Source organism: Rickettsiales bacterium, from assembly GCA_035765535.1.
GTDB lineage: Bacteria > Pseudomonadota > Alphaproteobacteria > Rickettsiales > JABCZZ01 > JABCZZ01.
The window spans coordinates 189,484-213,612 of the sequence record DASTXE010000003.1; the positions used below are offsets into that span (position 1 = coordinate 189,484).

Annotated in this window: 20 protein-coding genes; 17 read left to right on the forward strand and 3 right to left on the reverse strand. The window is 54.2% G+C overall.

Going from position 1 to position 24,129, the window contains the following annotated elements:
* Positions 1-3 precede the first annotated feature (3 nt).
* The 4 genes from VFT64_03895 (at position 4) to VFT64_03910 (ending at position 4,781) form a co-directional block, all read left to right on the forward strand.
* Entirely contained in the window at positions 4-1,488 is a 1,485-nt protein-coding gene (locus VFT64_03895) for an NADH-quinone oxidoreductase subunit M (GenBank protein HEU5046965.1), read from the forward strand.
* Positions 1,481-2,977 (forward strand): NADH-quinone oxidoreductase subunit NuoN, encoded by a 1,497-nt coding sequence (gene nuoN, locus VFT64_03900; protein HEU5046966.1) that lies wholly within the window; start codon positions 1,481-1,483, stop codon positions 2,975-2,977. The genes VFT64_03895 and nuoN overlap by 8 nt, the downstream gene beginning before the upstream one ends.
* On the forward strand, positions 2,974-3,750 hold the full coding sequence (locus VFT64_03905; GenBank protein ID HEU5046967.1) for a biotin--[acetyl-CoA-carboxylase] ligase: 777 nt from the start codon (positions 2,974-2,976) through the stop codon (positions 3,748-3,750). Before nuoN ends, VFT64_03905 begins: the two co-directional genes overlap by 4 nt.
* A gap of 125 nt (positions 3,751-3,875) precedes the next feature.
* Positions 3,876-4,781: a prepilin-type N-terminal cleavage/methylation domain-containing protein gene (locus VFT64_03910; protein HEU5046968.1), complete on the forward strand. Its 906-nt coding sequence runs from the start codon at positions 3,876-3,878 to the stop codon at positions 4,779-4,781.
* Positions 4,782-4,835: 54 nt separating this feature from the next.
* Here the strand turns inward: VFT64_03910 and VFT64_03915 are convergent, their stop codons facing one another.
* Entirely contained in the window at positions 4,836-7,757 is a 2,922-nt protein-coding gene (locus VFT64_03915) for a 2-oxoglutarate dehydrogenase E1 component (protein ID HEU5046969.1), read from the reverse strand.
* Between the two features lie 107 nt (positions 7,758-7,864).
* Between VFT64_03915 and VFT64_03920 the strand changes: the two genes are divergently transcribed.
* The 13 genes from VFT64_03920 to mutY all read left to right on the forward strand — a co-directional run bounded on the left by VFT64_03920 (position 7,865) and on the right by mutY (position 21,569).
* Positions 7,865-9,016, forward strand: coding sequence for a peptidoglycan DD-metalloendopeptidase family protein (locus tag VFT64_03920; protein ID HEU5046970.1), 1,152 nt, complete (start codon positions 7,865-7,867; stop codon positions 9,014-9,016).
* Positions 9,016-10,350 carry a hypothetical protein gene (locus tag VFT64_03925; protein ID HEU5046971.1) on the forward strand — a complete coding sequence of 445 codons (1,335 nt, stop codon included), beginning with the start codon at positions 9,016-9,018 and terminating at the stop codon, positions 10,348-10,350. Before VFT64_03920 ends, VFT64_03925 begins: the two co-directional genes overlap by 1 nt.
* 154 nt (positions 10,351-10,504) lie before the next feature.
* The gene (locus VFT64_03930) at positions 10,505-11,002 is read left to right on the forward strand and encodes a hypothetical protein (protein HEU5046972.1); all 498 of its coding nucleotides are present in this window, start codon (positions 10,505-10,507) and stop codon (positions 11,000-11,002) included.
* A 205-nt stretch (positions 11,003-11,207) separates the two neighbouring features.
* A complete protein-coding gene (locus VFT64_03935; GenBank protein HEU5046973.1) occupies positions 11,208-12,479 on the forward strand; it encodes a flagellar basal body P-ring protein FlgI in 1,272 nt (423 codons plus the stop codon).
* On the forward strand, positions 12,476-12,841 hold the full coding sequence (locus tag VFT64_03940) for a rod-binding protein (GenBank protein HEU5046974.1): 366 nt from the start codon (positions 12,476-12,478) through the stop codon (positions 12,839-12,841). Before VFT64_03935 ends, VFT64_03940 begins: the two co-directional genes overlap by 4 nt.
* Positions 12,838-13,299, forward strand: a complete 462-nt coding sequence (locus tag VFT64_03945; GenBank protein ID HEU5046975.1) for a hypothetical protein — start codon at positions 12,838-12,840, stop codon at positions 13,297-13,299. Before VFT64_03940 ends, VFT64_03945 begins: the two co-directional genes overlap by 4 nt.
* 100 nt (positions 13,300-13,399) lie before the next feature.
* Complete coding sequence (gene flgK, locus VFT64_03950) at positions 13,400-16,135, forward strand: flagellar hook-associated protein FlgK (GenBank protein ID HEU5046976.1); 2,736 nt, start codon at positions 13,400-13,402, stop codon at positions 16,133-16,135.
* Between the two features lie 30 nt (positions 16,136-16,165).
* Positions 16,166-17,077 (forward strand): hypothetical protein, encoded by a 912-nt coding sequence (locus VFT64_03955; GenBank protein HEU5046977.1) that lies wholly within the window; start codon positions 16,166-16,168, stop codon positions 17,075-17,077.
* Between the two features lie 76 nt (positions 17,078-17,153).
* A complete protein-coding gene (fliW, locus tag VFT64_03960) occupies positions 17,154-17,666 on the forward strand; it encodes a flagellar assembly protein FliW (protein ID HEU5046978.1) in 513 nt (170 codons plus the stop codon).
* A gap of 92 nt (positions 17,667-17,758) precedes the next feature.
* On the forward strand, positions 17,759-18,388 hold the full coding sequence (locus VFT64_03965; GenBank protein HEU5046979.1) for a LysE family translocator: 630 nt from the start codon (positions 17,759-17,761) through the stop codon (positions 18,386-18,388).
* Complete coding sequence (gene fliB, locus VFT64_03970) at positions 18,388-19,563, forward strand: flagellin lysine-N-methylase (GenBank protein ID HEU5046980.1); 1,176 nt, start codon at positions 18,388-18,390, stop codon at positions 19,561-19,563. Before VFT64_03965 ends, fliB begins: the two co-directional genes overlap by 1 nt.
* Before the next feature lie 254 nt (positions 19,564-19,817).
* Positions 19,818-20,378 carry a hypothetical protein gene (locus VFT64_03975; protein HEU5046981.1) on the forward strand — a complete coding sequence of 187 codons (561 nt, stop codon included), beginning with the start codon at positions 19,818-19,820 and terminating at the stop codon, positions 20,376-20,378.
* Between the two features lie 102 nt (positions 20,379-20,480).
* A complete protein-coding gene (mutY, locus tag VFT64_03980; protein HEU5046982.1) occupies positions 20,481-21,569 on the forward strand; it encodes an A/G-specific adenine glycosylase in 1,089 nt (362 codons plus the stop codon).
* 159 nt (positions 21,570-21,728) lie between these two features.
* On the opposite strand, the gene VFT64_03985 is transcribed toward mutY, so the two are convergent.
* Positions 21,729-23,543 (reverse strand): chloride channel protein, encoded by a 1,815-nt coding sequence (locus tag VFT64_03985; GenBank protein HEU5046983.1) that lies wholly within the window; start codon positions 23,541-23,543, stop codon positions 21,729-21,731.
* Entirely contained in the window at positions 23,540-24,091 is a 552-nt protein-coding gene (locus VFT64_03990) for a potassium channel family protein (protein ID HEU5046984.1), read from the reverse strand. The genes VFT64_03985 and VFT64_03990 overlap by 4 nt, the downstream gene beginning before the upstream one ends.
* Positions 24,092-24,129 lie beyond the last annotated feature (38 nt).

The following is a 24,129-nucleotide window of genomic DNA, read 5'->3' on the forward strand; positions in this document are numbered from 1 at the left end:
ACTATGGATTTTATTACTTCTCACCTGCTTTCCGTACTGATCTTCCTGCCGCTGGTGGGCGTTGCGTTCATCCTGCTGACCGGCGCTTGCGAAAAGACCAGCAAGACGGTTGCGTTATTGGTTACGCTTGTGGATTTCGCACTGTCCATTCCGCTATGGCTGAATTTCGACAACAGCACGAGCGGTTTCCAGTTTCAGGAAACGCATTCCTGGTTTGAAGGAGCCCATATCAGCTATCATCTGGGCATTGACGGTATCTCGCTCTTCATGGTGCTGCTGACCACCTTCCTGATGCCGCTGTGCATTCTGTGCAGCTGGGAAGCGATCACCAAGCGCGTGCGCGAATATATGATAGTGTTCCTTGTTCTGGAAACGCTCATGATAGGCGTATTCGCTTCGCTCGACCTGCTGCTGTTCTATGTATTCTTCGAAGCCGTGCTGATCCCGATGTATATCATCATCGGCGTCTGGGGCGGTGATCGCCGTGTTTATGCGGCTTATAAATTCTTCCTCTATACACTGCTGGGCTCGGTGCTGTTCCTGCTGGCGCTGCTCTATATCTATTATACGCAAGGTACGCTCGACATTCCCGCACTAATGCAGAAAACGCCGGATTATACGCTGAACGTCCAACGTTGGCTGTGGCTGGCAATGTTTGCATCCTTTGCCGTGAAAGTGCCGATGTGGCCGGTCCATACCTGGTTGCCGGATGCGCACGTACAGGCGCCGACAGCCGGTTCCGTAATTCTGGCAGGTATCCTGCTGAAGATCGGTGGTTACGGTTACTTGCGATTCTCGCTGCCAATGCTGCCGGAAGCTTCGCATTATTTTGCACCGCTGATGTACTGGCTTAGCATTGTGGCCGTGATCTATACTTCGCTCGTGGCGCTCGTGCAGACGGACATGAAAAAGTTGATCGCCTATTCTTCGGTCGCGCATATGGGATTTGTCACCGCTGGTATGTTTGCTTTCAACCAGCAGGGTATGGAAGGTGCTATCGTCCAGATGATCAGCCATGGTGTGGTTTCCGGCGCACTGTTCCTTTGCGTGGGCGTGGTTTATGACCGCCTGCATACACGTGAAATCGCCCGTTACGGTGGCCTGGTGAACATCATGCCGTATTATGCATTCACCTTCATGTTCTTCACGATGGCTTCTGTAGGTCTTCCGAGCACGAGCGGTTTCGTCGGTGAATTCCTGGTGCTGGTAGGGGCTTTCAAAGCACAGACTTACCTGGCCTTCTTCATCGCCACTGGCCTGATCCTCGGCGCGGCCTATGCGCTGTGGCTCTACCGCCGCGTGGTATTCGGGGAGCTTGTAAAAGAAGACCTGATGAAGATGAAAGATATGAGCTGCCGTGAATGGGCCATCTTCCTGCCGCTGATTCTGGCAGTGCTGTGGATCGGTATCTATCCGCATCCGTTCCTGAATGCTATGCACAGTTCGGTGCTTCATCTTCTGAGCCAGGTCGGAGGGACACATGGTTGATTATTCTTCGGTCGCAATTCTCGGTAAGACGTTCAATATTATGGATCTGGTTGCTTTCTCACGCCTCGTGCCTGAAATGGTGGTTACGGTTTCGGCTATTATCCTGCTCATCGGCGGTGTATATGCCAAAAGCCGTCTGACCGACAGGCTGTTCCTTTTCCTGAGCATCTTCGTGCTGGCATCCATTCTCGGCATCATGGTGGCCTTCCCCTCTGCCGTGGGTACGCAGTATTTCTTCTCGCACATGATCGTGGCGGACGGCTTCTCTACCGCTGTTAAAATGTTGCTGCTGGCGGCGACGCTGCTGGTGCTCCTGATTTCGGACGCATGGCTCGTGCGTGACGATAACCAGCGCTTTGAATATCCCGTGCTGGTACTGTTCTCGCTTCTGGGTATGATGCTGATGGCTTCCGCGAACAATCTGCTCGCGCTTTATATGGGGCTGGAACTTTCAAGCCTTCCGCTTTATGTGCTGGCCGGTTTTAGCCGCGAATCGCTGAAATCCACCGAAGCCGGGCTTAAATATTTCGTGCTTGGTGCGCTGGCTTCGGGCATGCTGCTGTTCGGCATGTCGCTGGTGTACGGGTTTGCGGGCAGCCTGGATTTCGATGCGCTGGCAGGGCTCTTTAAATCAAGCGGCAGCGTGGATAAAGGCATGCTGTTCGGCCTCGTGCTGGTGATTACCGCACTGTGCTTCAAGATTTCCGCTGCACCTTTCCATATGTGGACGCCCGACGTTTATGAAGGCGCTCCCACGCCGATCACGGCTTTCTTCTCCACCGCTCCCAAAGTAGCTGCAGTGGCATTGCTGGTCCGCGTACTCGTGCAGCCTTTCGGGCCGATGCTGCATGAATGGCAGCAGATCGTCGTGTTCGTATCCGCCGCATCCATGATCGTGGGCGCATTCGGTGCGCTGATGCAGACCAATATCAAGCGCCTGTTGGCCTATAGCTCCATCGGCCATGTCGGCTACGCCCTTATGGGGCTGGCAGCAGGAAGCGAAGAGGGCATCAGCTCGATCGGCGTCTATTTTGCACTTTATGTGCTGATGAGCGTTGGCGCATTCGCCTGCATCCTGATGATGCAGCGTGACGGTAAGGCAAAGGAAGCGATCAGCGATCTGGCCGGTCTTTCCAGCCGCTCGCCGCGCATGGCATTCGCGCTTGCGGTCTTCATGTTCTCCATGGCAGGCATCCCGCCGCTCGCCGGCTTCTTCGGTAAGCTGTATGTGTTCCTCGCGGCGATGCATGCAGGTCTGGTGACGCTTGCCGTCATCGGTGTGCTGAGCAGCGTCGTGGCCTGCTTCTATTACCTGAAAGTCGTCAAGGTCATGTATTTTGACGAACCGGCTGAAAGCTTCGATAAAGAAGTTCCCGCATTGCTGAACCTTGCGATGTATATCTGCACGGCAGTAACGGTGCTCTTCTTTGTCATGCCCAGCCCGCTCATTAACCAGGCGCATATAGCTGCAAAGGCATTATTTCAATGAAATCATTCGCCAAGCCCAATCTGCTCAACGACTACCATCTGCTCTCCTACGAAGAGCTGGATAGTACGAACGAGGAAGCAAGACGGATTGCGGAAGGCGGCGGTTCCCACGGCGCGGTCATCTGGGCCAAGCGCCAGACGGCGGGCAGGGGACGCATGGGGCGTCTCTGGGTGTCGGCTGAAGGCAATCTGTTCTGCTCGCTCCTGCTGAGGCCGGACTGTGCGCAGGATGTGGCCGCACAGCTTTCTTTCGTGGCGGCGCTTGCGGCAACGGAAACATTGAGCTCCATTATTCCCGACGGTGATGACATTCATTGCAAATGGCCTAACGACATTCTGCTGGGTGAAAAGAAGATCGGCGGTATATTGCTGGAATCCTTTGAAACAGCGGATATGACCACCGGCAGCAATAAGATGGTGCGCTGGGTTGTGGTCGGCGTAGGCATCAATGTGGATTCATGCCCCGGGAGCACCGATATTCCCGCCACCTACCTCAAAGAAGCAGGTGTCGAGATCATTAGCGCCAAGATCGTGCTTTCACGCTTCATACACCACTTTATTACGCTTTATGACATGTGGGCGAATAAGGGCTTCGCGCCGATTCGCAAATTGTGGCTTAAACATGCTTTCCGTATCGGCAAATCCATCGAGGTTCGCCTGCCCAAGGAAACCTATACCGGGATATTTGAAGGCATCGATACAAGCGGCCATCTGCTGCTGAAATCCGCCGGTAAAAAGCGCATGGCCATCAGCGCGGGTGATGTATTCTGGTAATACGACCTGTTTGCCAAGCTACTGAATAAATTATAAGTATTTTTACTCCCTCGCCGGTTGCATCATATGGTATGCAGGGTGTATAATAAATACGCTTCGCGTCCTGCAGCGTATAATTCCAAGACATGAAATCAGGCTTCACACTCATTGAACTTAGCATCGTACTGGTCATCATCGGCTTGATTGTCGGTGGCATATTAACAGGCCAGGATCTTATCGATGCTGCAACGGCGCGTGCGCAGCTTTCCCAGATCGAAAAATACCAGACGGCGGTCCGCACTTTCCAAGGTAAATTTGGTTATTTCCCTGGGGACATTCCGGAACCTTATGCGACTCAATTCGGTTTACAAGCGCGCGGTGCTTATGCCGGACAGGGGGATGGTAATGGTGTGCTGGAAGGGACCTGCAGTGACACCAGCAATGACAATGCTGGCGATCATGAAGGAAGCGGTGAACTGGCGGCGTTCTGGGCGGATTTGAGCAAAGCCGCATTGCTGGACACAACCATACTCGGTGCAGATAACGGCGGGGCAGGGTACCCCAGCACACACGCCGTGAGCCCTAACGTGACATTAACAACGACTCCGCCGCTTTCTGGATGGCTGCCTACGGCTAAAGTAGGCAATGGCAATTTTGTATATGTATATGCGCTTAATTCCACTTCCACGAATTATTTCGCCATCTCCACGGTCACCAAACTGGGGTGTACGATAGAATCCACAAGCAGCCCCGGCATGACGGTGCAGCAATCCTACATGATAGACAAGAAAGCGGATGACGGGTTGCCGCAGACCGGCTCCATTGTGGCCTGCTATGTCAATTACGATATCGTAAACTTTGCCATTATATGGGCGGCAAACGGCACCACAGGAGCGGGAACCAACGGGTGTATCCCGGCCTCTTCTGCTACTGTAACGAACTACGCAACAACGAATTGCTATGATAATAACGGCGTAGCGGGAACCGAGACCTACTCTACAAGCAGGAACGCCACCAGTCGGAATTGCGCACTATCATTCAAGTTTCAATAAAAACGCCCTGCACACCGTAAGGCGGCAGGGCGTTGCAATAGTTCTCAGCAATCGTTAGCCAGCCACCTTTTTGAGCACGCTGCCGCTGCCGGTAGCAAATGCATCTTCGATCACCTTGCGCTGTTCCTTTTCATGGATACGCAGGTAACCTGCAGCCGGGGAAGCCGATTCCGGACGGCCGACATAACGCAGGCGGCTATTACGGCCCAGCTCGTCGAGCACGTCGCTGATGCGCGGAGCGATAAACTGCCATGCGCCCATATTCTTCGGCTCTTCCTGGCACCAGATCACTTCAGCGTTTTTGTAGCGGCTGATTTCCTGTGCCAGCTCGCGCGCCGGGAACGGATAGTACTGTTCCGTACGGATGATGGCGACATCGTCCAGCCCAAGCTTTTCGCGCTCTTCGTACAGGTCGTAATAGACCTTGCCGGAGGTGATGATGAGCTTCTTGATCTTCTTGTCGTCCAGAAGCTGCTTCGTTTCCGGCAATACGCGCTGGAAGTGCGTGCCCGGGGCGAAATCCGCCAGCGTCGACACAACGAGCTTGTGACGCAGCAGCGACTTCGGCGTCATGACGATCAACGGTTTGCGGAACTTGCGGTAGATCTGGCGACGCAGCACGTGGAAGAAGTTTGCAGGAGTCGTGCAGTTAACGACCTGCATATTATCTTCACCGCAAAGCTGGAGAAAGCGTTCCAGGCGTGCGGAGGAATGTTCCGGACCCTGGCCTTCATAACCGTGCGGCAGGAGCATGACGAGACCGGACATGCGCAACCACTTGATTTCACCTGACGCGATAAACTGGTCGATGATCACCTGAGCGCCGTTAGCGAAATCGCCGAACTGAGCTTCCCACATGGTGAGGGCCTGCGGTTCAGCGAGCGAGTAACCGTACTCGAAACCGAGAATCGCGAATTCGGAAAGCGAGCTGTCGATCACTTCCAGGTTCTTCGGAGCGCCGATATTGTTGAGCGGCGTGTAGCGCTGTTCCGTATTCTGGTCGACCAGAACGGCATGACGATGCGAGAATGTGCCGCGGCAGGAATCCTGACCGGACAGGCGCACCGGATGGCCTTCCGTGAGCAGCGTGCCGAATGCGAGCGCTTCGCCCATGGACCAGTCAAGCCCCGTGCCGGTTTCCATCATCTTACGCTTGGCTTCAAGCTGACGTGCGATCTTGCTGTTGATCGTAAATTCATCGGGAACTCGAGAGATCGCGTTGCCGATGGTTTTGAGCTTCTCAACATCCACGCCCGTATCGACAATGGCATGCTCGCCCTTCGGCTTTTCAAATCCTGCCCATGCGCCTTCGAGCCAGTCAGCCTTATTGGGCTTAAAGGTCTTGGCAGCTTCGTAAGCGTTATCGAGCGTTGCACGGAATTCAGCGAATTGTGCATCCACTTCTTCCTGCGTCACAGTGCCTTCGGAAACGAGCTTTTCAGCATAGATACGCGCGGGCAGCTTGTGGTTTGCGATCGCCTTGTACATCAGCGGCTGCGTGAACATCGGTTCATCACTTTCATTATGGCCGTATTTACGGTAGCAGAAGATATCTACGACCACGTCGCGCTTGAAGATGTGGCGGAATTCGGCAGCCAGTTTGCAGACATAGAAAACGGCTTCCGGATCGTCACCGTTCACGTGGAAGATCGGGGCCTGCACCATCTTCGCAACGTCCGACGGGTATGGCGTGAAGCGCGAGAAGCGTGGGCTTGTGGTGAAACCAATCTGGTTGTTGACGATGATATGGACCGTGCCGCCTGTGGTATAGCCACGCAACTCAGCGAAGGAGAGCGTTTCCGCAACCGAGCCCTGGCCTGCGAATGCGGCATCGCCGTGCAGCAGAACGGCGGTCACTTTTTCGTTATGATTGACGTCGCCCTTGCGATCCTGCTTCGCGCGGACCTTGCCCATGACGACCGGATTCACGGCTTCGAGATGTGAGGGGTTGGAGGCAAGCGAAAGATGGATCTTGCGACCGCTGTCCGCCATCGTACGGACGTTGGAAACGCCGAGATGGTATTTCACGTCGCCGGAGGAATCCACCCATTCCGGGAAATCGATATTGCCCTGGAACAGCGACAGCAGTTCCGTCCACGGTTTGCCCATGACGGTCGTAATGACGTTCATGCGTCCGCGATGCGGCATGCCGATATTGACTTCTTCAACGCCAAGACGCGCAGAGGTTTCAATCACGGCTTCAAGACCCGCAATCGCGGAGTCGCCGCCCTGAATGGAGAAGCGCTTGGTGCTCGCATATTTGAGCTGTACGAATTCTTCGAACGATTCAACTTCGATCAGTGTCTTGAGGATGTATTTCTTTTCTTCGAGCGTCAGGTCCGGGCGGCTCTGGCGGCTTTCGATATGTTTCTGTATCCAGTTCTTCTGTTCCGGATACTGGATATGCATGAACTCAACGCCGATATTCGTGCAGTAGGTTGCGTTGAGGATCTGCAGGATTTCGCGCAATGTTGCGAACTTCAGCCCGAGTACACCGTCGAGGAAAATTTTGCGGTCGTAATCCTTCGCGGTGAAGCCGTAGGTTTCCGGGTCGATGTCCGGGTGGTGCGTGCGGCGTTCCAGCTGGAGCGGGTCGTAATTGGCAATGATATGGCCGCGAACACGGTAATTGCGGATGAGCATGAGCGCGTGGATGGTGTCGCGCGTGGCCTGTTCGACATCCGGCGTCAGCTCCTGTGAGGCGCCGGCAGCTTGCGGTTTAGCTTTTTTGTCTTTGGAAGCAGCGGGTTCGCGGTTCAGGGTTTCGTCTTCGAAGCGGGAAACATTTTCAGACCAGCTTGGGCGTGTTACACCGGCGGTTTTCGCATCCTGAGCGCTGAAATTCGTGGAAAAGAAGCTGCGCCATTGCGGATCGACCGATTCCGGGTTGGCCAGCCATTTGGCATACTGCATTTCAATATAGGGGGCGTTAGCGGAAAAGAGCTCGGAGTTCTGGGATGCGGAATGGTTGGACATGTTTTTTCTCTTGAGTTTACCACAATTTTGCGATCTTATAGAGAATAACAGGGATTTCCGCAACATTTTTAAGCATTGGGCCTGTTTTGCTACGCCTATTTTTTTTCTTGCTCGCAGCATGTCTATGCACGGCCGCGCTTGCTCAGACAGGCAAGGATGCGCGCGCCCAGCTTACGGGTACCGTAAGCGAGATGAAAGCCATTGGAAAAAAACAGAAAAAGCTGGAAGAGCAGCGTGCTTCGCTGGAGCATGAACTCAAGGGCCTCAAGCGCGAGACGGTGGACCTTGCCAATGAGATGAACGATCAGGAAAAAGCCCTGTCCGGCCTTGAAGATAAGCTCGCCATACTGGAAGACCAGAAAAAGCAGAAAAACGACGAATTGGATAAGCGCAAGGCCGAGCTTTCCACGCTGATTGCCTCCATGATCAAGCTGCGCCAGATGCCGCCGGAAGCGGTAATTGCCATGCCCGGCAAGCTCGATGAAACCCTGGCGGCTTCACGTGCGCTGAATATCGTTACCCATGCTATTCAGGAGGATTCGCAAAGCCTGAGGCAGCAGCTGAACGAGCTGGATAATCTGGAAGAGAAAATCCGCAGCGACCGCGCTGTGATTGTGGCGCGCAAGGCGGAGCTGGATGCAAAGCGCGCGACCTTGGAAGGAAAGGTGAAACAGCGCAGTAAACTGGAAGACGAACTGGGAACGGAAAGCGAGCAGGAAAAGGAACGGCTGGCGCAGCTGAAAGTGAAATCGCACAATCTGCAGGATCTGATAGACGAATTGGGTAAGGCAGCACGCGCGCCGCAGGATAACATCAAGGAAAACGCTGTTAAGGAAGAAGAGGAAGAAGAAACGCAGACGAAGATGCGTTCATTTGCGGATGCAAAGGGCAAGATGCAGATGCCTGCGGCGGGCAAGGTAGTGCGTCATTACGGAGGCAGCGGAGACGACAGCGTATTTTCCCGGGGGGTGACGCTCGAGACGCGTGAAGGGACCACGGTTGTCGCGCCTTATGACGGTGAAGTCGTCTATGCGGGCAGTTTCCGCGACTACGGGCATATCGTGATCATCCGTCATAGCGACCATTACCATACGCTGCTTTCCGGCATGGAGCAGGTCAGCTGCAAACCGGGCCAGATGTTGCTGAAAGGTGAGCCGATAGGAACCATGGGCAGCTCGCGTGACCAGCGCCGCCTGTATGTGGAAGTGCGGCGTAATAATAAACCGATCGATCCCTCGCCCTGGTTGAAGGGAGCATAATGCGTAAAGCATTTCAAAAGGCCGTGATGTGCATGGCGCTTGCAATAACGCTCACGGCAAATGCGCAGGCGGCACAAATTATCGTGGATTATACGCAAGCTGGAAAAGCGATCAACTCACGTGCATTCGGTGTCGATGTGACCGGTTATGGCAGCGGCAGGGATATTACCAACGATAGCGTAATGATGCAGATGATGGGCGATCTGCGGCTTGGCCAGATGCGCATGCATCTGAAATATAAAACACCCGGTGATCCCCATAGCCCTATCCAATGCGGTGGAGCGGGATGTGCGAAGAACGTGCCGGGCGATGTGTGGATCACCAAAATCAAGGCAATGGGAGCGGAGCCGGTCGTAATATTGCAGATGGCACCTCCAACCTCCGTGCAGGACGCGGCCAGTATGGTGCGTCATTTCAACCTGGAGACGCGAAATCCGGTTAAGTACTGGATCATCGGCAATGAGTCGCCGCTGCCGGACGCGGAACAGATCACACTATTCAACCGCACCTACGATGCGATGAAAGCTGCCGATCCGTCGATAAAGATTGGTGGCGTCGGCACGGCCTATTTTAATGAAGCATTCCTGCAGAAATTGCTGGCCGGGAGTGGGAACAGGATCGACTTCATTGATTTTCATCAATACGGCGAAGGTGGAGAAGAAAATCTTCCGGAAAGCGTATTGCTGAAAAACACAGTGGGGTACGAAGAGCATATCAGCGCGCTGAAAGCGGATATTCGTAAAATCGTGCCGGCGCGCGCTGATCAGATCGATGTACAGGTCGGCGAGTGGAACATGAACTGGAACGGCAAGGGTGCGGTGAATGCCATGTTTACACAGTTCAATACGGTGTGGGGCGCAAGCGTGATCGGCCATATCCTCCGCGCGGGCGGAATCTCGCTGCAATACGGCGACAAAAACGGGCCGCTCGGAACTTTATATGAATCGCTACATCCGGCAAGTGGCGCAGCGGCAATCGCTGCAATAGACCAGCCTATGCCGGTCTATTATGCACATGTGATGTTTACGGGCGGAAAATGGTTTCGTCATTTCGGGAATACACTTGCGCAGGTTTCCGTGGATGCGCCGGATCTGGAAGTCTTCGCATCGGATAATCCGAAAAACATTGTGGTGATCAATAAAAATCCGACCGCAGCCGAAGAGGGTATCTTTACGCTAAAAGGAACAGAAAATATACGAGCGCAGGTGTGGCAGAAAAATGGACAAATAAATCCGCTCTCACCACCGGCCTATTTGGGAGAGGGGCAAGTGCATCACGGCAGATTCGCCTCCACATTGCCGCCTTATTCCGTCACGACATTTATTCTGAATTAATAAATATATATGTGCTGTTTTTGCTTGTCTGTGCATGCGAAGTGAAGTAATGCAAGCCGCGGCGCGGCGAGAGCAAAAAAATCTGGAAATATAGCTCTCATAAGTTTAATATAACAGTCAGATGCAATTTTGCGACGAAACGGAGAACGAATACATGGCTGCTGATAAAGAGTCCGACGAGATGATAGATATCAGCCTTATTACTCAGGCTGCCGTTGGATATGTCCGGGAAAATACTGCCAGCAAGAAAATGGCGGAGCGATTTGTAGCGGAAGTAAGGGTGCATTTGGGACAGATCCTTGCGCATATGGATACAAAGGAAGAATCGCCGCTGGGTAAAAAAGCCACTCCGGAATCTGTTGCCCTGATGGAATATGTCGCAGAAAAAATGGACAAGCTCGAAGCAGAAAAAGGCTACACGGCTGCGCAGGCTTCCGCCATCGTCATGAAGGATGAACTGGTGCCGCTGCAGGTAGTGGCAGGCATGGCGAATGATAGCGACATGATCGCCTCTGTCAGGAAAGTCAACTCGCATATGATCAGCGAACTGGGCAATATGGATGTGCTCAAGGATGACGAGAAGATGGTATTGCGCCGCAAAAAGCGCGGACGTGCTCCGGGCAGCGGTAAGAAACTTTCCAAGCCGGAATAATTTCCTCTGCTGGGGTCGGATAGCTGGCGGTGGTCTGTTTTACATCAGACAGGCAATAAATTCCCTTTTTGGCGCATTTGATCAATGCGGTCTCGGAATTCTCCCATCTTAACCAACTGATATATCAAGTACTGCTTCCGCAAGCCGTTTTGGCATGATAATAGCATGGAAGAATGTCGGATATCGGCCGTAATTAGGAAAAAATATGCAGACAATCGAGTTGAAGGATGCTGATAAGCTGATGGCAGGTAATGCCGGATATTCCATGCCGCGCAAAGGAAGTCTGTCCAGATTGTTTCAGGATAGCGTGCAGCCTGTCGTGCGCTCGGGTGCGGACATGGTAGCGGATTGGCTGGAAAGGCTGACGCTGCTGGTGGTGGCATGTCTGGTGGCGTTTGCGGCTTGCGTGGTATTCGGGCAGGCGGCGCACGCCGATTCTCGTTTGAAAGATATCGCGAATTTTGAGGGTGTCCGTGACAACGTATTGATGGGATACGGGCTGGTAGTGGGGCTCAACGGCACAGGCGACAAGCTGAAAAATAACGAATTTACTTCGCAAAGCCTGATTGCGTTTCTGGAGCGCCAGGGCGTTAATACGCGCGGCACGGAACTTAAAAGCAAGAACGTGGCTGCTGTGACGGTGACGGCCACCTTGCCGCCTTTTTCACGCGAAGGCAGCAGGATCAACGTGAATGTAAGCGCGATGGGTGATGCCAAATCACTGCAGGGCGGTATGCTGCTGGCAACGGCGCTTTATGGCGCGGACGGTAAGGTCTATGTGGTAGCGCAGGGGCCTATTAGCATTGCCGGGTTTGAAGCGGGCGGCGCCGGAACGACCATCACCAAGGGCGTGCCGACGAACGGATTCATTGCCAATGGTGGCATTATCGAAAAGGAAATCGACTTTGCGCTCAACGACATGTCTTCCCTGAATATCAGCCTGCGCAACCCGGATATTACGACCGCCAAGCATATGGCAGAAGCGATTAACCGGCATTTAGGCGTGGATGCGGCGCAGATGGTGGATGCAGGAACCGTGCATCTGCGCGTACCGATTGATTTTAAAGGAAATACTTCCGGCCTTCTCGCAGAAATCGAACAGTTGCAGGTGCATACGGACCAGGTGGCTAAAGTCGTGATAGACGAAGCATCGGGTACGGTTGTAATGGGCGAGAATGTGCGCATTGACACAGTGGCGGTGGCGCAAGGCAACCTGATGGTAAAAGTGGAAGAAAATCCGCAGGCGATATTGCCGGGGCCGTTAGCGCCTCCGGGCACGCCTGCCGTAGTCGTACCCCGCACGAATGTGACGGTGGAGGAAAGCAACGCCAAACTGGCCGTTATGCCGCATGGCACCACGTTGCGTGAATTGGTGGCGGGGTTGAATGCGCTGGGTGTCGGCCCGCGTGACCTGATTACAATATTGCAGACAATCAAGACGGCCGGGGCGTTACAGGCGGAGGTGGTGGCAGAATGAGCGATATTACCATGACCGCACCCGTGAATCTGACCTCTGCCCTGCAGCCGGGGAGCCTCGACACGGCATCCTCAGGCAACGCAAAACTGGCGGATACCGCGGCAGCAAATGGCGGAGCCCGGGTGCCCACATCACAAATCGACGCGGTTTCCCAGGATTTCGAGGCGGTATTCCTGTCCCAGATGATGGGAGCCATGTTTTCCGGCGATGAGCTGACGGATTTCTTCGGCGGCGGCTCAACAGGAGAAATTTATAAGAGTTTTCTGATGGATGCTTATGGTAAATCACTGTCTAAGGCAGGTGGCATAGGTATTGCAGAGCAGGTAAAAAAGGAACTTCTTAAGTTGCAGGAGGTCGTATGACGCAGCAGGTCCAGGAAAAACAGAAAGAAGTGCCGCTGACGGCGGCAATGCTGGTAAGCACGGTAAATGCACTGACAGCGGTGCTGGAGGAAGAATCCGGTTATATGGACTCCCTGCAGATTGACATGGTCAGTGCGATTCAGGATCGTAAACTGAAAATAACGGCGCTGCTGGAGCGTTATATGCGTCATGTAGCCAAGAATCCGCAGATTATTGCGGCGCTGACCCCGGAAGAAAAGACTGAAATGCTGGCTGCAGACCGTAATCTCAAGCAGGCAATGAAGGCCAATTATGAAAAACTGCTGGTGGCCAAGAACGTTAATAATGCGATTGTGACCTGTGTAACCGGTATTTTCGCCAGCCGGCGCAGCAATAAAGTCTATAATGCGCGTGGCTCCATGTATACCAGCGAGAGCTATTCACCCCCCGTTTCTGTGACGCTGAATAAAATGGCATAGAAAATGCTTGTGTATAAGTGCCGGGATACCTGAAGACCAGAATAGAAAAGAAAGGTCTTCAGGTAAACCAGGCACTTAACAAATACACAAGGAACGGGTTATGGGGTTGTTATCTGCGTTAAATAGCGCCGTATCAGGACTGAATGTCAATCAGCAGAACCTGAACATACTGTCGCAGAATATCAGTAATGCCAATACGCCGAATTACTCGAAGGAAGTCGTCCACCAGGCGGCAAACTTCATCGCAGGTCAGGGCGAAGGCGCAACGGTTGCAAGCGTTACTCGCAGCGTCAGCGATTATCTGAGCGCACAGGTCAATGCGCAGTCTTCGGTCGCAAGCGGTGCTTCGGTCGTAACGGATTATTATGCGCAGATACAGAACCTGCTCGGGCAGCCTGGCACCACGAACAGCATAGACCAGGGCATATCCTCTTTCTTCGTGGCAATGCAGAATCTGGCGAACTCGCCGAGCGCCACCACGCAGACCAGCGCTATCAATGCAGCCACTTCCATGGCCAATCAGCTTTCCACGCTGGCTAATTCGCTTGAAAACCTGAGAATGCAGGCCGATACGGACATTAATGGCGCGATCAACAACGTCAATGCTGATCTGAAAAGCCTGATCCAGACGAACCTCGCATTGCAGCATGCGGCTGCAGTAGGGCAGAATACGGCTGGATTACTCGATCAGCGTGATGCATCGCTCAACGACCTGTCCCAGTATATGGACATCAAACCGAGCTTTGCCGAAGATGGTGAAGTGTCGATCAACACCACCAACGGTGTGACGCTTCTGACCAACACCACTTCCGCTGAGTTGCAATATTCTCCAATTTCTTCTGTCACGACACTGATCAATAATAGCTCGATCGGTGCGATCAACGTCGTCACAACAGATGCTAATGGAAACGTGCTGGGCCAGAAAGTGCCGATTGTCAGCAGCGGACCGAGCTCTGCCGTCACCACGTCGCTTACGAGCGGGAAAATCCTTGGGCTGTTGCATATGCGCGATAGCATTATCCCTAACGTATTAAGCCAGCTCGATACGTTGGCCGGTACCCTCAGGGATAAAGTCAATGCCATTAACAATGCAGGCACGAGCTTTCCGCCGCCGAACTCCTATACGGGTACGACGCTGATCAAGGGCAGCGATATATCGCAATATTCCGGTAGCGTGCAGATTGCCGTGCTAGGCAGCAACGGTTCGCCGGTCTCTTCTCCTTATACGGACGAACCTAATGGCCTTCAGCCACTGACACTGGATCTCTCGGCGCTCAACACCGGCAAAGGGAACGGCACACTTTCGGTGGATGGATTGATCAATACCATCAACCAGTTTTACGGTCCGCCGCAGAACAAGATGGAGCTCGGTAATATCAACAATGCGCAGCTCGATGTGGTGTCCGATAATATTCCGGATACCGGCAACACGCTGAACTTTGCCTTCAACCTGAACAATATCAGCTCCGGTAACGCAGATTTTTATACAAGCGGCTATACGGTGCTCGATAGCAGCGGCAGCGTAATTGCCAGCAGTACTGCAGGTACGGTGACGAGCACGCAGCCTGCCCTAACGCTGAACGGCACGAATACCTACCAGACAACATCGGGAAGCAATACGGTAACGGTCACAACCACCGGCAACAATACGTTCAAGAATGGCGATATCGTATACCTGAACGCACCTTCCGGCTCGGTGAACGGCCTTTCAGGCTCGCAGCTCGGAGGCTATTTTACAGTCAGCAATGTCACAGGTAATACATTCGATATCACAGTCTCCGGGGCAGGTGCTACGAGCACCGGGCCTGCTAGTGTTTCCGGCGTTACGGGTTTCAGCAAATATGACTCTGTGAATGCAGGCAAAGCGACTGGTACGGCCGGTCAGGGGATCGTCACTGCGCAGCTTGGCGCGGCAGCGTCTACCTCGCCTTATTTCACGGTACAGGCAACTATTGCTACTGTTGATAGCGGTGGGAACCTGGTGCAATCCGTTGTATCTTACCGCGTTCCTAATAATCAGGCCAATTCGCGCAACGAGCTGATCGGGGCGGCAAGCGCTACGCAGAACGGCAAAATCATGGCGCCTACTACCACGCAGCCCCTGCTGACCGCCACGCTGGTGGATGCGGACGGCAAGCCATTGCCCAAAACGAACGGGCTTTACGGCAATCAGGCAGGCTACCTGAAGATTGCTGCAGGGAACAGTTCCTATACGGTGGCCATTAACGAACTGGACAGCCAGCAGCTTGCGACAGTCACAGGTACAGTAGTGCCGGGCGGAAGCGGACAGGGTCTCTCCCAGTATTTCGGACTGAATAACTTCTTCAATCCGTCCTCGTCGAAGAATGGCGATACGGTAACCAATAGCGCTCTGAACTTAAGTGTTGAAAGCCGTATTACAAACAATCCCAGCCTTATCAGCACCGGTAAGCTGACGTTGGGGACCCAGCCCACAAATGCAAGCAGCCCGCCCAACTATACTTATGTTCTGACCTCCGGCGATAATACGGTCAGCCAGCAGTTTGCAGCTTTGTCCACCAGCCTGACAAGCTTTACGACATCAGGCGGCCTGCCGGCCAGCAGCACCACGTTTGCGCAGTATGCCGGACAGATTCTTGCGGCCACATCCACCAATTCGGCGAACGCCACCACCACCAAGAACAACAGCCAGGCATTGCTTGACGGTTACACGAAGAGCGCACAGTCGGTCTCCGGCGTAAACCTGGACCAGGAACTGGCTAACACGGTCATCTACCAGAACGCCTACAGTGCCTCGGCCAGGGTGATTTCGGTGGTAGGAACCATGTTCGATGCGTTGATTAACAGCATTCAGTAAAGAACGGCTTTGGAGAGTAAGGAGTAATATATGTCATCGGTCCAATCAGTAAGCACCTTCGGTTCTCTGCAGACACTGCTGCAGAATATGGGGGAAGTGCAGAATTCGTTGAGCACCTCCCAGGAAGCGATTTCCAGCGGCAAGGCAAGCCAGACCTTCGACGGTATGGCATCGGACGTGCAGCAGCTGACTTCGATCAGCGCTCAGGTGACGCGCATTACCAATTACCAGTCGGGCAATGCCACCGTCATCGGCCAGATGCAGACGACTTCCACCGTGCTTGGGCAGATCCAGAATATCGCAAGCAGCCTCAAGAGCTTAGTGCAGAGCCAGATCAGCGGCACATTGAGCGGCGCTTCCTTCAAGCAGCAGGTGAAGTCGCAGGTGGAAGCGCTGGCAGCAGCACTGAACACCAATTACGGCGGAAATTTCATCTTCGCAGGTGCAGCAACGTCTGCGCCTCCGATTAAGACCCCGGTTCCGACTAATAATGCGGTGGGCGTGCCGGATGCATCTTATTATCAAGGCAGCACACTGGACCCGCAGGTACGTATTTCCGACAGCCAGTTGATTACTCCGGGCGTAAATGGCAGCGAACTGGCCTTCCAGCAGCTTTTTGCAGGCATGAACCAGGCATTGACAGCACCGGATGGCGCAAGTGGCTCAGATATACTGACAGCATCGGAAAACCTTATAGATAAAGGGATGCAGGGGGTGATTACCCTGCAGTCAAGGGTAAATTCAAACATTCTCACGGTCCAGCAGTCCAATACGCAGGCGCAGTCTGTACAGACTTATTACACGGGAATTGTGAACAGCCTTACGAATGCGGATGAAATCTCGCTATCCGCCAAGGTAGCGCAGGATACAACGGTGCTGCAGGCAAGTTTTGCGACATTTGCGCGTATCAGCCAGCTTTCGCTGGTAAATTTTCTCAAATAGGGACATTGGCGACAGGGTAATTTTTTAGTGTTTTTTGTGGTTAACTGGAATATAATAGGGAAAGCAGGGTAATTTTATGATGGTGGGAGTGTCCGTGAGCCAATTGGAGAAAATGGTATTCCTGGACAAAAGTTCCGGCAGCCTTGAGTCCGGAATTCCGGAAGAAATCGAGACGCGCTTCGGCAAGGTTACATTGCACAGGGATAAGATGGTATCCTTCCCGCGCGGCTTGCTTGGCATGCCGGAAAAAAGAAATTTCCAGGTTTCCGAATTTCCCAGTGATAAACTGCGTCGCTTTAAGCTGCTGCAGTGCTGCGATGACTATGCCCTGTCATTCATCACATTCCCTATCGGTCTCGAAAACGGTATCATAGCCGCTGAAGACTTGTTGCGTGCGAGCACTGAACTCGGCATCCAGCCGGATAACCTGGCCGTACTGCTGATTGCATCCGTGCATCGCTCTCCGGAAAAGGTGACGATCTCCGTCAATGCGCGTGCGCCCCTTCTGATTGACGCCTCATTGCGTCTCGCAGCCCAGTACGTCTTCCAGACGGATAAGTACAAAGTCCAGCATTACATCACTGCATAAAAAGCCCTGGAGGCGGGTAGCGGCCCGCTTTACATTTCGTGGCGCTTGTGAAATGGTGAGGCTCGGTTCATTTCCCTCTATTGGTGATGATTATGACCGCCTCGCTTCTAACAGCCTTTTCCATCTATGCGCTCGTGGCGCTTCTCACGCCCGGCCCCAATAATATCATGCTGCTGACTTCCGGCCTGCATTTCGGCATGTCGCGTACCGTGCCGCATATGGCGGGCGTGGTAGGCGGTTTTATGCTGATGGTCATATTAGTGGGGCTTGGCCTTGGGGCGGTATTCACAGCCTATCCGCAGTCTTATCTGTGGATGCAGTATGCGGCAGCGGCATATCTGCTTTACCTCGCGTGGAAGATAGCGACTTCAGGGCCGATGACGGTAGGGCAGGAGGATGAAGATACCACGCGCAAGCCCATGAGCTTCCTGTCTGCGGCGATGTTCCAGTGGGTGAATCCGAAAGCCTGGATTATCGTGGCCGGTGCCGTAAGCCTTTACGCACCGCATGAGCATTACCTGCTGAACGTGCTGATTATTGCGTTTATCTTCGGTGTCGTGGGAGTGCCAAGCGTAGCGGTCTGGGCGGCTTTCGGCAGTATGTTCAGAAAAGTCTTTTCGCATGAACGCTACATGAAGCCGTTTAACTGGTGCATGGCGCTGATGCTGGTATTGTCGATTTATCCGACCTTGAAAGATATTGTAGGAAAGGTGATAGGCTGATGGCAGTTATCGCACCGGAATTCATGAAACAGTTTCGCTGCATCGGCGCAGAATGCCCCGATACATGCTGCAAGGGCTGGAACATGCAGGTCTCGGACGAGAATTACGAGAAGTATAAAAAAGAAGCGCCTGAGCTTTTAGAGTCGGTCGCAGGTGAGCCGGGGCAATATGTCATGCGGCGCGATGTAAAGACGAGCTACTGCGTAAAATTTACCGAAGGTCTGTGCGGCATCCAGAATAAATACGGCGAAGCATTCCTCGGCGATGCCTGCCATTTCTATCCGCGCGTCACACGCAAACTGGGCGATACCGTTATGATGACGGCGACGCTTTCCTGCCCGGAAATCGCGCGGCTGGCGCTGTTCGATCATTCGCCCTTCCTGCTGGATGCATCGGACATGGACCACATTATGGGACAGGCAAAGGATTATCTGCCTGCATCGCTTTCGACGGAAGCGGCTATCGGAATATACCGGCATTTTATAGAAGCGGCGCTGGATGAATCGGTGACGGCCGAGCGTGCTCTGATGCGGATCTTTACCGTATGCGAATCGCTCGAGCGTATTGATGTAGCTTCCTGGCCGGATGCTGTGCCGTTCTACCTTGCCCATGCCGATTCCGGACTGCCTGCGCCGGAAGGAAAGCCCACCGATCAGTGCTTCCTGCTGCAGGCGCTTTGCGGTTTGATGGTGGCGGCGAAGAAAACGGGCGATGGCAGGCTGATGCACACCGTGACCGATATGCAGCACGCGTTGCATGTCACTGTGCGGATGGATAATCTTGCAATCGTGGCGCTGCCCGATAGTGACCATGCGCTGCAGACCGTGCTGGAAAGCTGGCGCAATGAGCATGCGGCACAGTACGAGCATATTCTGCGGCGTTATCTTGCCGTGCAGCTCTCGCAGGCACTGTTTCCGTTCTGCGGTTTCGGTGACACTTTAACGCAGCGTATTGCCATCATTGGTGTGCGGCTGGCCACTATCAAACTTGCGCTTATGTGCGCAAGCACCCTCTCTCCCAAACCGCTCACACAGGACGAAATCATCCGTGCCGTGCAAAGTATCGCACGCTTCATGGATCATCTGGCGGATCCCGAATTTTCCGTCAAAATCTATCAGGAAACAGGCTGGCTCAAAAAACCCCGCCTGCGCGCCCTTCTCGGGGATGGCATTTAAGTTTGCCAGCAAATACAGCGATATAGGGCTAATTATTTAATTATTAACGATTTTATGCTATAACGATAGTGTATCTTGGTAGAAGTCTTACTTGGTAAGAGGTTTTTGCCAATCGCGGCATCCGCAATTGCATCACGCAGTTGTCGCACAAGATACCGCTGGAATAAAAGGTCGGATGCCTTCCAGCGTAAGGGTCGTATGGCGTATACACGACCCAAACCGGAACAACGGAAGGACAAGCTGTGAGGCGAGTCATGCCGGTGCTCACCATCGACGAAAATGGTGATGTGAGCACGGGGGCTGTCGTCGAGGACTTCGAGACGCGGCGCCTGGGAGTCATCCCCACCATCAACATCGGTGATGAGGGGGGCTGGCTGGAGTACGTGATGGTCGACCTGCTGCCCGAGACCCTCGCGTGGTGGGACCGCAAGCTGGAGGTCAGCATCTTCGCTGCGACGTTCAGGCCCTCGAACGAAGAGGACCCTGCGCCGCGGTGGAGGAAGAGCCAGCTTCCCGTCCTCGTACAGTGCGCGATCGAGGACGCCAGCGAGAGCACTACCGCGCTCGTGGTGTGCTACCTGCCGATCGTGATGGACGACGAGGACCGCAGGCTCGACGGTGGCACCGTGCACGCACGCGGTCGCATCGGCGGTCCTCTGGGAAGGGACTCGGAGGAAGATGACGGCAAGCAGATCATCCTCACCATGACGGAGGGGATCCCGGTCACCTTCGAGCTGCACGACGGCGGTACGGCGACCTACCTGTGGACCCGTGAAGACGGGCTTCGCAAGGTCGAGAACGCCGCGACCGACTAGGCTGAAGCGCGCGTGAGCGCGTGAAGGCCATCCTCCCGGTTTAACCGGCAAGCGCAGGCGGCGCCACTCCCAAGATTCGTTCTGGGGGAGGCGCCGCCTGTCGTGTTTCAGGCCATTGCATCTCGACTGGCGGCGATCTATATCTCATTTATGCTGTCTGCAGATAATCCCTCCGATTCTCAAATCAAAGCGTTTCACAAAGCGCTGCACCGTTGGTATGCGGCGCATGGGCGGCGTGATTTACCATGGCGCAATACGAACAATCCGTATGAAGTCTATATCAGCGAAATCATGCTGCAGCAGACACAGGTAAAAACCGTGCTGGAGCGTTTCTATGCACCGTTCCTGAAAGCTTTCCCTACACTTGCAGCGCTGGCGGCAGCGGATCATCAGGCCGTGGCGAAGAAATGGGAAGGGCTCGGTTATTACACACGCGCGGCCAATCTGCACAAAGCGGCTCAGCAAAGTGGTGGTATGCTGCCGGGTACGTGGGAAGAGTTGCAGAAGCTGCCCGGCATTGGCCGCAATACTGCGAGCGCGGTGGCATGCTTCGGATTCGGGCAGGCCGTGCCGGTGATGGAGGCGAATGTGCGGCGCGTGCTGTGCCGCGTTTTTGCCATGAAGGAAGCGCGTGACGATGTATTGTGGGAGAAAGCGGAGCTGCTGCTCGATAAGCAGAACCCGTTCGATTACAATCAGGCGATGATGGATATCGGCGCGATGGTCTGTACGAAGCGTGCGCCGCGCTGCGAGATATGCCCGCTTGCTGCCATATGCAAAGGCAAGATTGCTCCGGAGAGTTATCCCGCGCCGAAAAAAGCCAAAATCACGCCCACGCGTAAACGCGTCATTGTCGTGCTGCACGATGGGCGGGGAGGCTATTTTCTCTATAAGCGCACGACGCGCTTTCTGCACGGGCTATATGGGTTCCCGGAATATGATGAAGGCACAAAAACCTTTACGCTGGCGGAGTCAGAGTACTCATTGCTAAGAAAAGCACTGCTGGGACAAATTACACAGACTTACAGTCATTTCACGCTTCAGGCGGAAGTGTATCTGGCAAAGGTAGATGCACAGGAGGCAAAAGCAGCGGGGTTGCAGTGCGCTACACGCAATGAGATTAAAGAACTTCCGCTCTCCGGCGCGGACCATAAAGTGCTGGCGCTGCTGGATACAAATAATCAGAAATAACTATTCTAGTTCTTGGACTGCCGCGTTGCTTCGCTCCTCGCAGTGACGTTACCAATCTTCTCATGGGTACGTGGAGGAGTTCTACACGACGACCCGCGAAGCGAGGGGGTAAGCGTAAGCGAAGGGGGCGAGCATAGGTCGCCCCCTTAAAATATACTACTACACAGGAGTTGCCGCGCCTGAATGCGCAAGGTTGCGGGCTTCCAGTTCCTGCGCGTAACGCCTGAGCATGCGCGACTCGCTGACCTGACCGATCACCCTGCGCTTATCAGCGGAATCGAGCACGGGCAGATCTTCCTGCTGCGAGGAGGAAAAGAGTTCAAGCGAGCGGCGTATATTGTCGCGCGGAAGCAGGAAGCAATCCTTGGCTTTGGCAATATCGCCCGCCTGAATACTGTCAACTTTCTCGTTAAGGTCGGTGCGGTGGATCGTGGTAATATCCGCCACGCCGATATAGCGCCCTTCCGGATCGACGATGAAAGCAGGCTTGCCGCTTTCGGCAGGAATAAGCACGCGCAAAGCGGCAAGCGTCATGGTGGAAGGAACAGTCTGCGTGCCGGGTTGCATGAGCGTTGCCATGGTAAGCTCATTAACCCAGCCGATATCCTGAGCGCCCGTGATGCGCAAGCCGCGCAAATGGAAACGCCAGGTGGAGAAGGAGTAGCCGAAGCAGTAGCGCGTCACGACAGTGGCGAACAATATGCCCACCAGCACGGCGACAGTGGCGGAGAAGTTTCCGCTCATCTCCAGCACAAGCAGCATGATGGTAACGGGCGCGCCGACGATGGAAGCGGAAACGCCGCCGATGCCGACCAGCATGAATGTATCGATCAGCGCAGAAGGCTCCGCAGAGGATGCCCCGCTCAGCACGCCGAACAACTGGCCGAGAATACAGCCGAGGAAAAGCGAAGAACTAAAAAGGCCGCCGCGGAAACCCGAGCCGATGGAAACCGCGGAAGCCGTCATTTTGGCGGCAAGAAGGCCCATCAACGCAAAAAACGGCCAGCTATGGTGCAGATGGTTGTCGATAGCACCTTCGCCGCTGCCCAGCACCTGCGGGAATGCCAGCGCGAGCAGGGCCAAGGCGAGGCCGCCTAAGGCTGGGCGAAGCCAGTCCGGCATGGCAAGACGGCGGAAGGTGTGTTCGAAGAAGGTAACAAGTTTCATCGTGCCGATTCCTACCACACCCGAAAGCAGGCCGATCAGGATGAAAACAGGGTAAAGCCCAAGATGGATCGTCGGCACGTCGAGCGGGAGCGAGAAGATCGGCTCGCCATTACTGAACAGCCGCATGCAAAGGGTAGCGGCAATTGTGCACACCGCTACTTGCGGCAACGCGGCAGCCGTATAGCCGCCCAGTACAAGCTCGAATCCATAAAACGCGCCCGCCATCGGCGCATTGAAGGCGGCGGAGATGGCGGCTCCCGCGCCTGCGGCAACGAGAATGCGCATATCTTCGCGCCGGAGATTCAGCCGCTTGCCGATCCACGAACTGAGTCCCGCGCCGATCTGCGTATATCCTGCTTCCATGCCGAGCGATGCGCCGGACGTATTGGAAAATAGCGTGGAGGCAAGCAGGGCAAGGCTTTGCCGCAGCGACATGCGTCCGCCATGAATGGCATTGGCTTCAATAGGATCGACAATCTCACGCAGGTTGATCTTCGCCAGCAGCATGAAGAACAGCCCTGTTACAACACCGCCCAGCACCGGTACGCAGATAATGCGCAGCGTATTGATATAGGAGGCGTTGCTTAAATGCTCGCCGGGAGCAAGCATGAATGTGGCCCCATGCAGCAGAACGACGAGATGGTGCAGCAATACGGTCATTGCACCTACGATAACGCCCATCGTCATGCAGAGCACGAGCTGGACAGGCTGGTTTTCGCGCAGCAGCTTCTGCAGGCTTTCATGCTCGCGCAGCCAGCCGGAAATATCGAATCGGTTTCGCAAGGCATGAGATAAGAAGGAAATCATGATCGTGGGCGCTCATGCTTATGGTGAGGAAGTTCCCAGAATTTCTGCATCGCGAGGTAAGTAAAGGAAACCGTCCAGCCGATCAGGACAAATCCGGCAAGCGCTTCAACGCCGGTGACCATGCGCAGCGCGCCTTCAGGTGTGATATCACCCAGCCCGAGCGTGCTGTAGATGACAGCTGAAAAATACAGGCATCCGAAGAAATCCAGTGTGTAACGGCCATGTTCGACCGCAGCGCCGCCGAACGTTCCGAGATCGAAAAAATGCAGCAGATAATACACAATACCAAACAGCCATATATTCATGATATGGGAAAAGAACAGCAGCCAGACTACGCCGAGGATATGCATGCGCGGCGACCATGTCAGGCTAGGCAGCCGTTTCCAGACAAAGCGCAGGGACTCGTAGATGTTCAGGGAACATATGGAGATAAGCGCGATTCCGAGCAAACCTGTTAAAATAAATTCCAGCACGAATTTTTCCTTTGAAGAAGATACAGGCACTATACAAAAAATACGCGGCGAATGCGAAGCGGTTTTTGCGGCCATGTAATTTGCTTGCGGGCGGAAGCGGTTTCATGGGATGA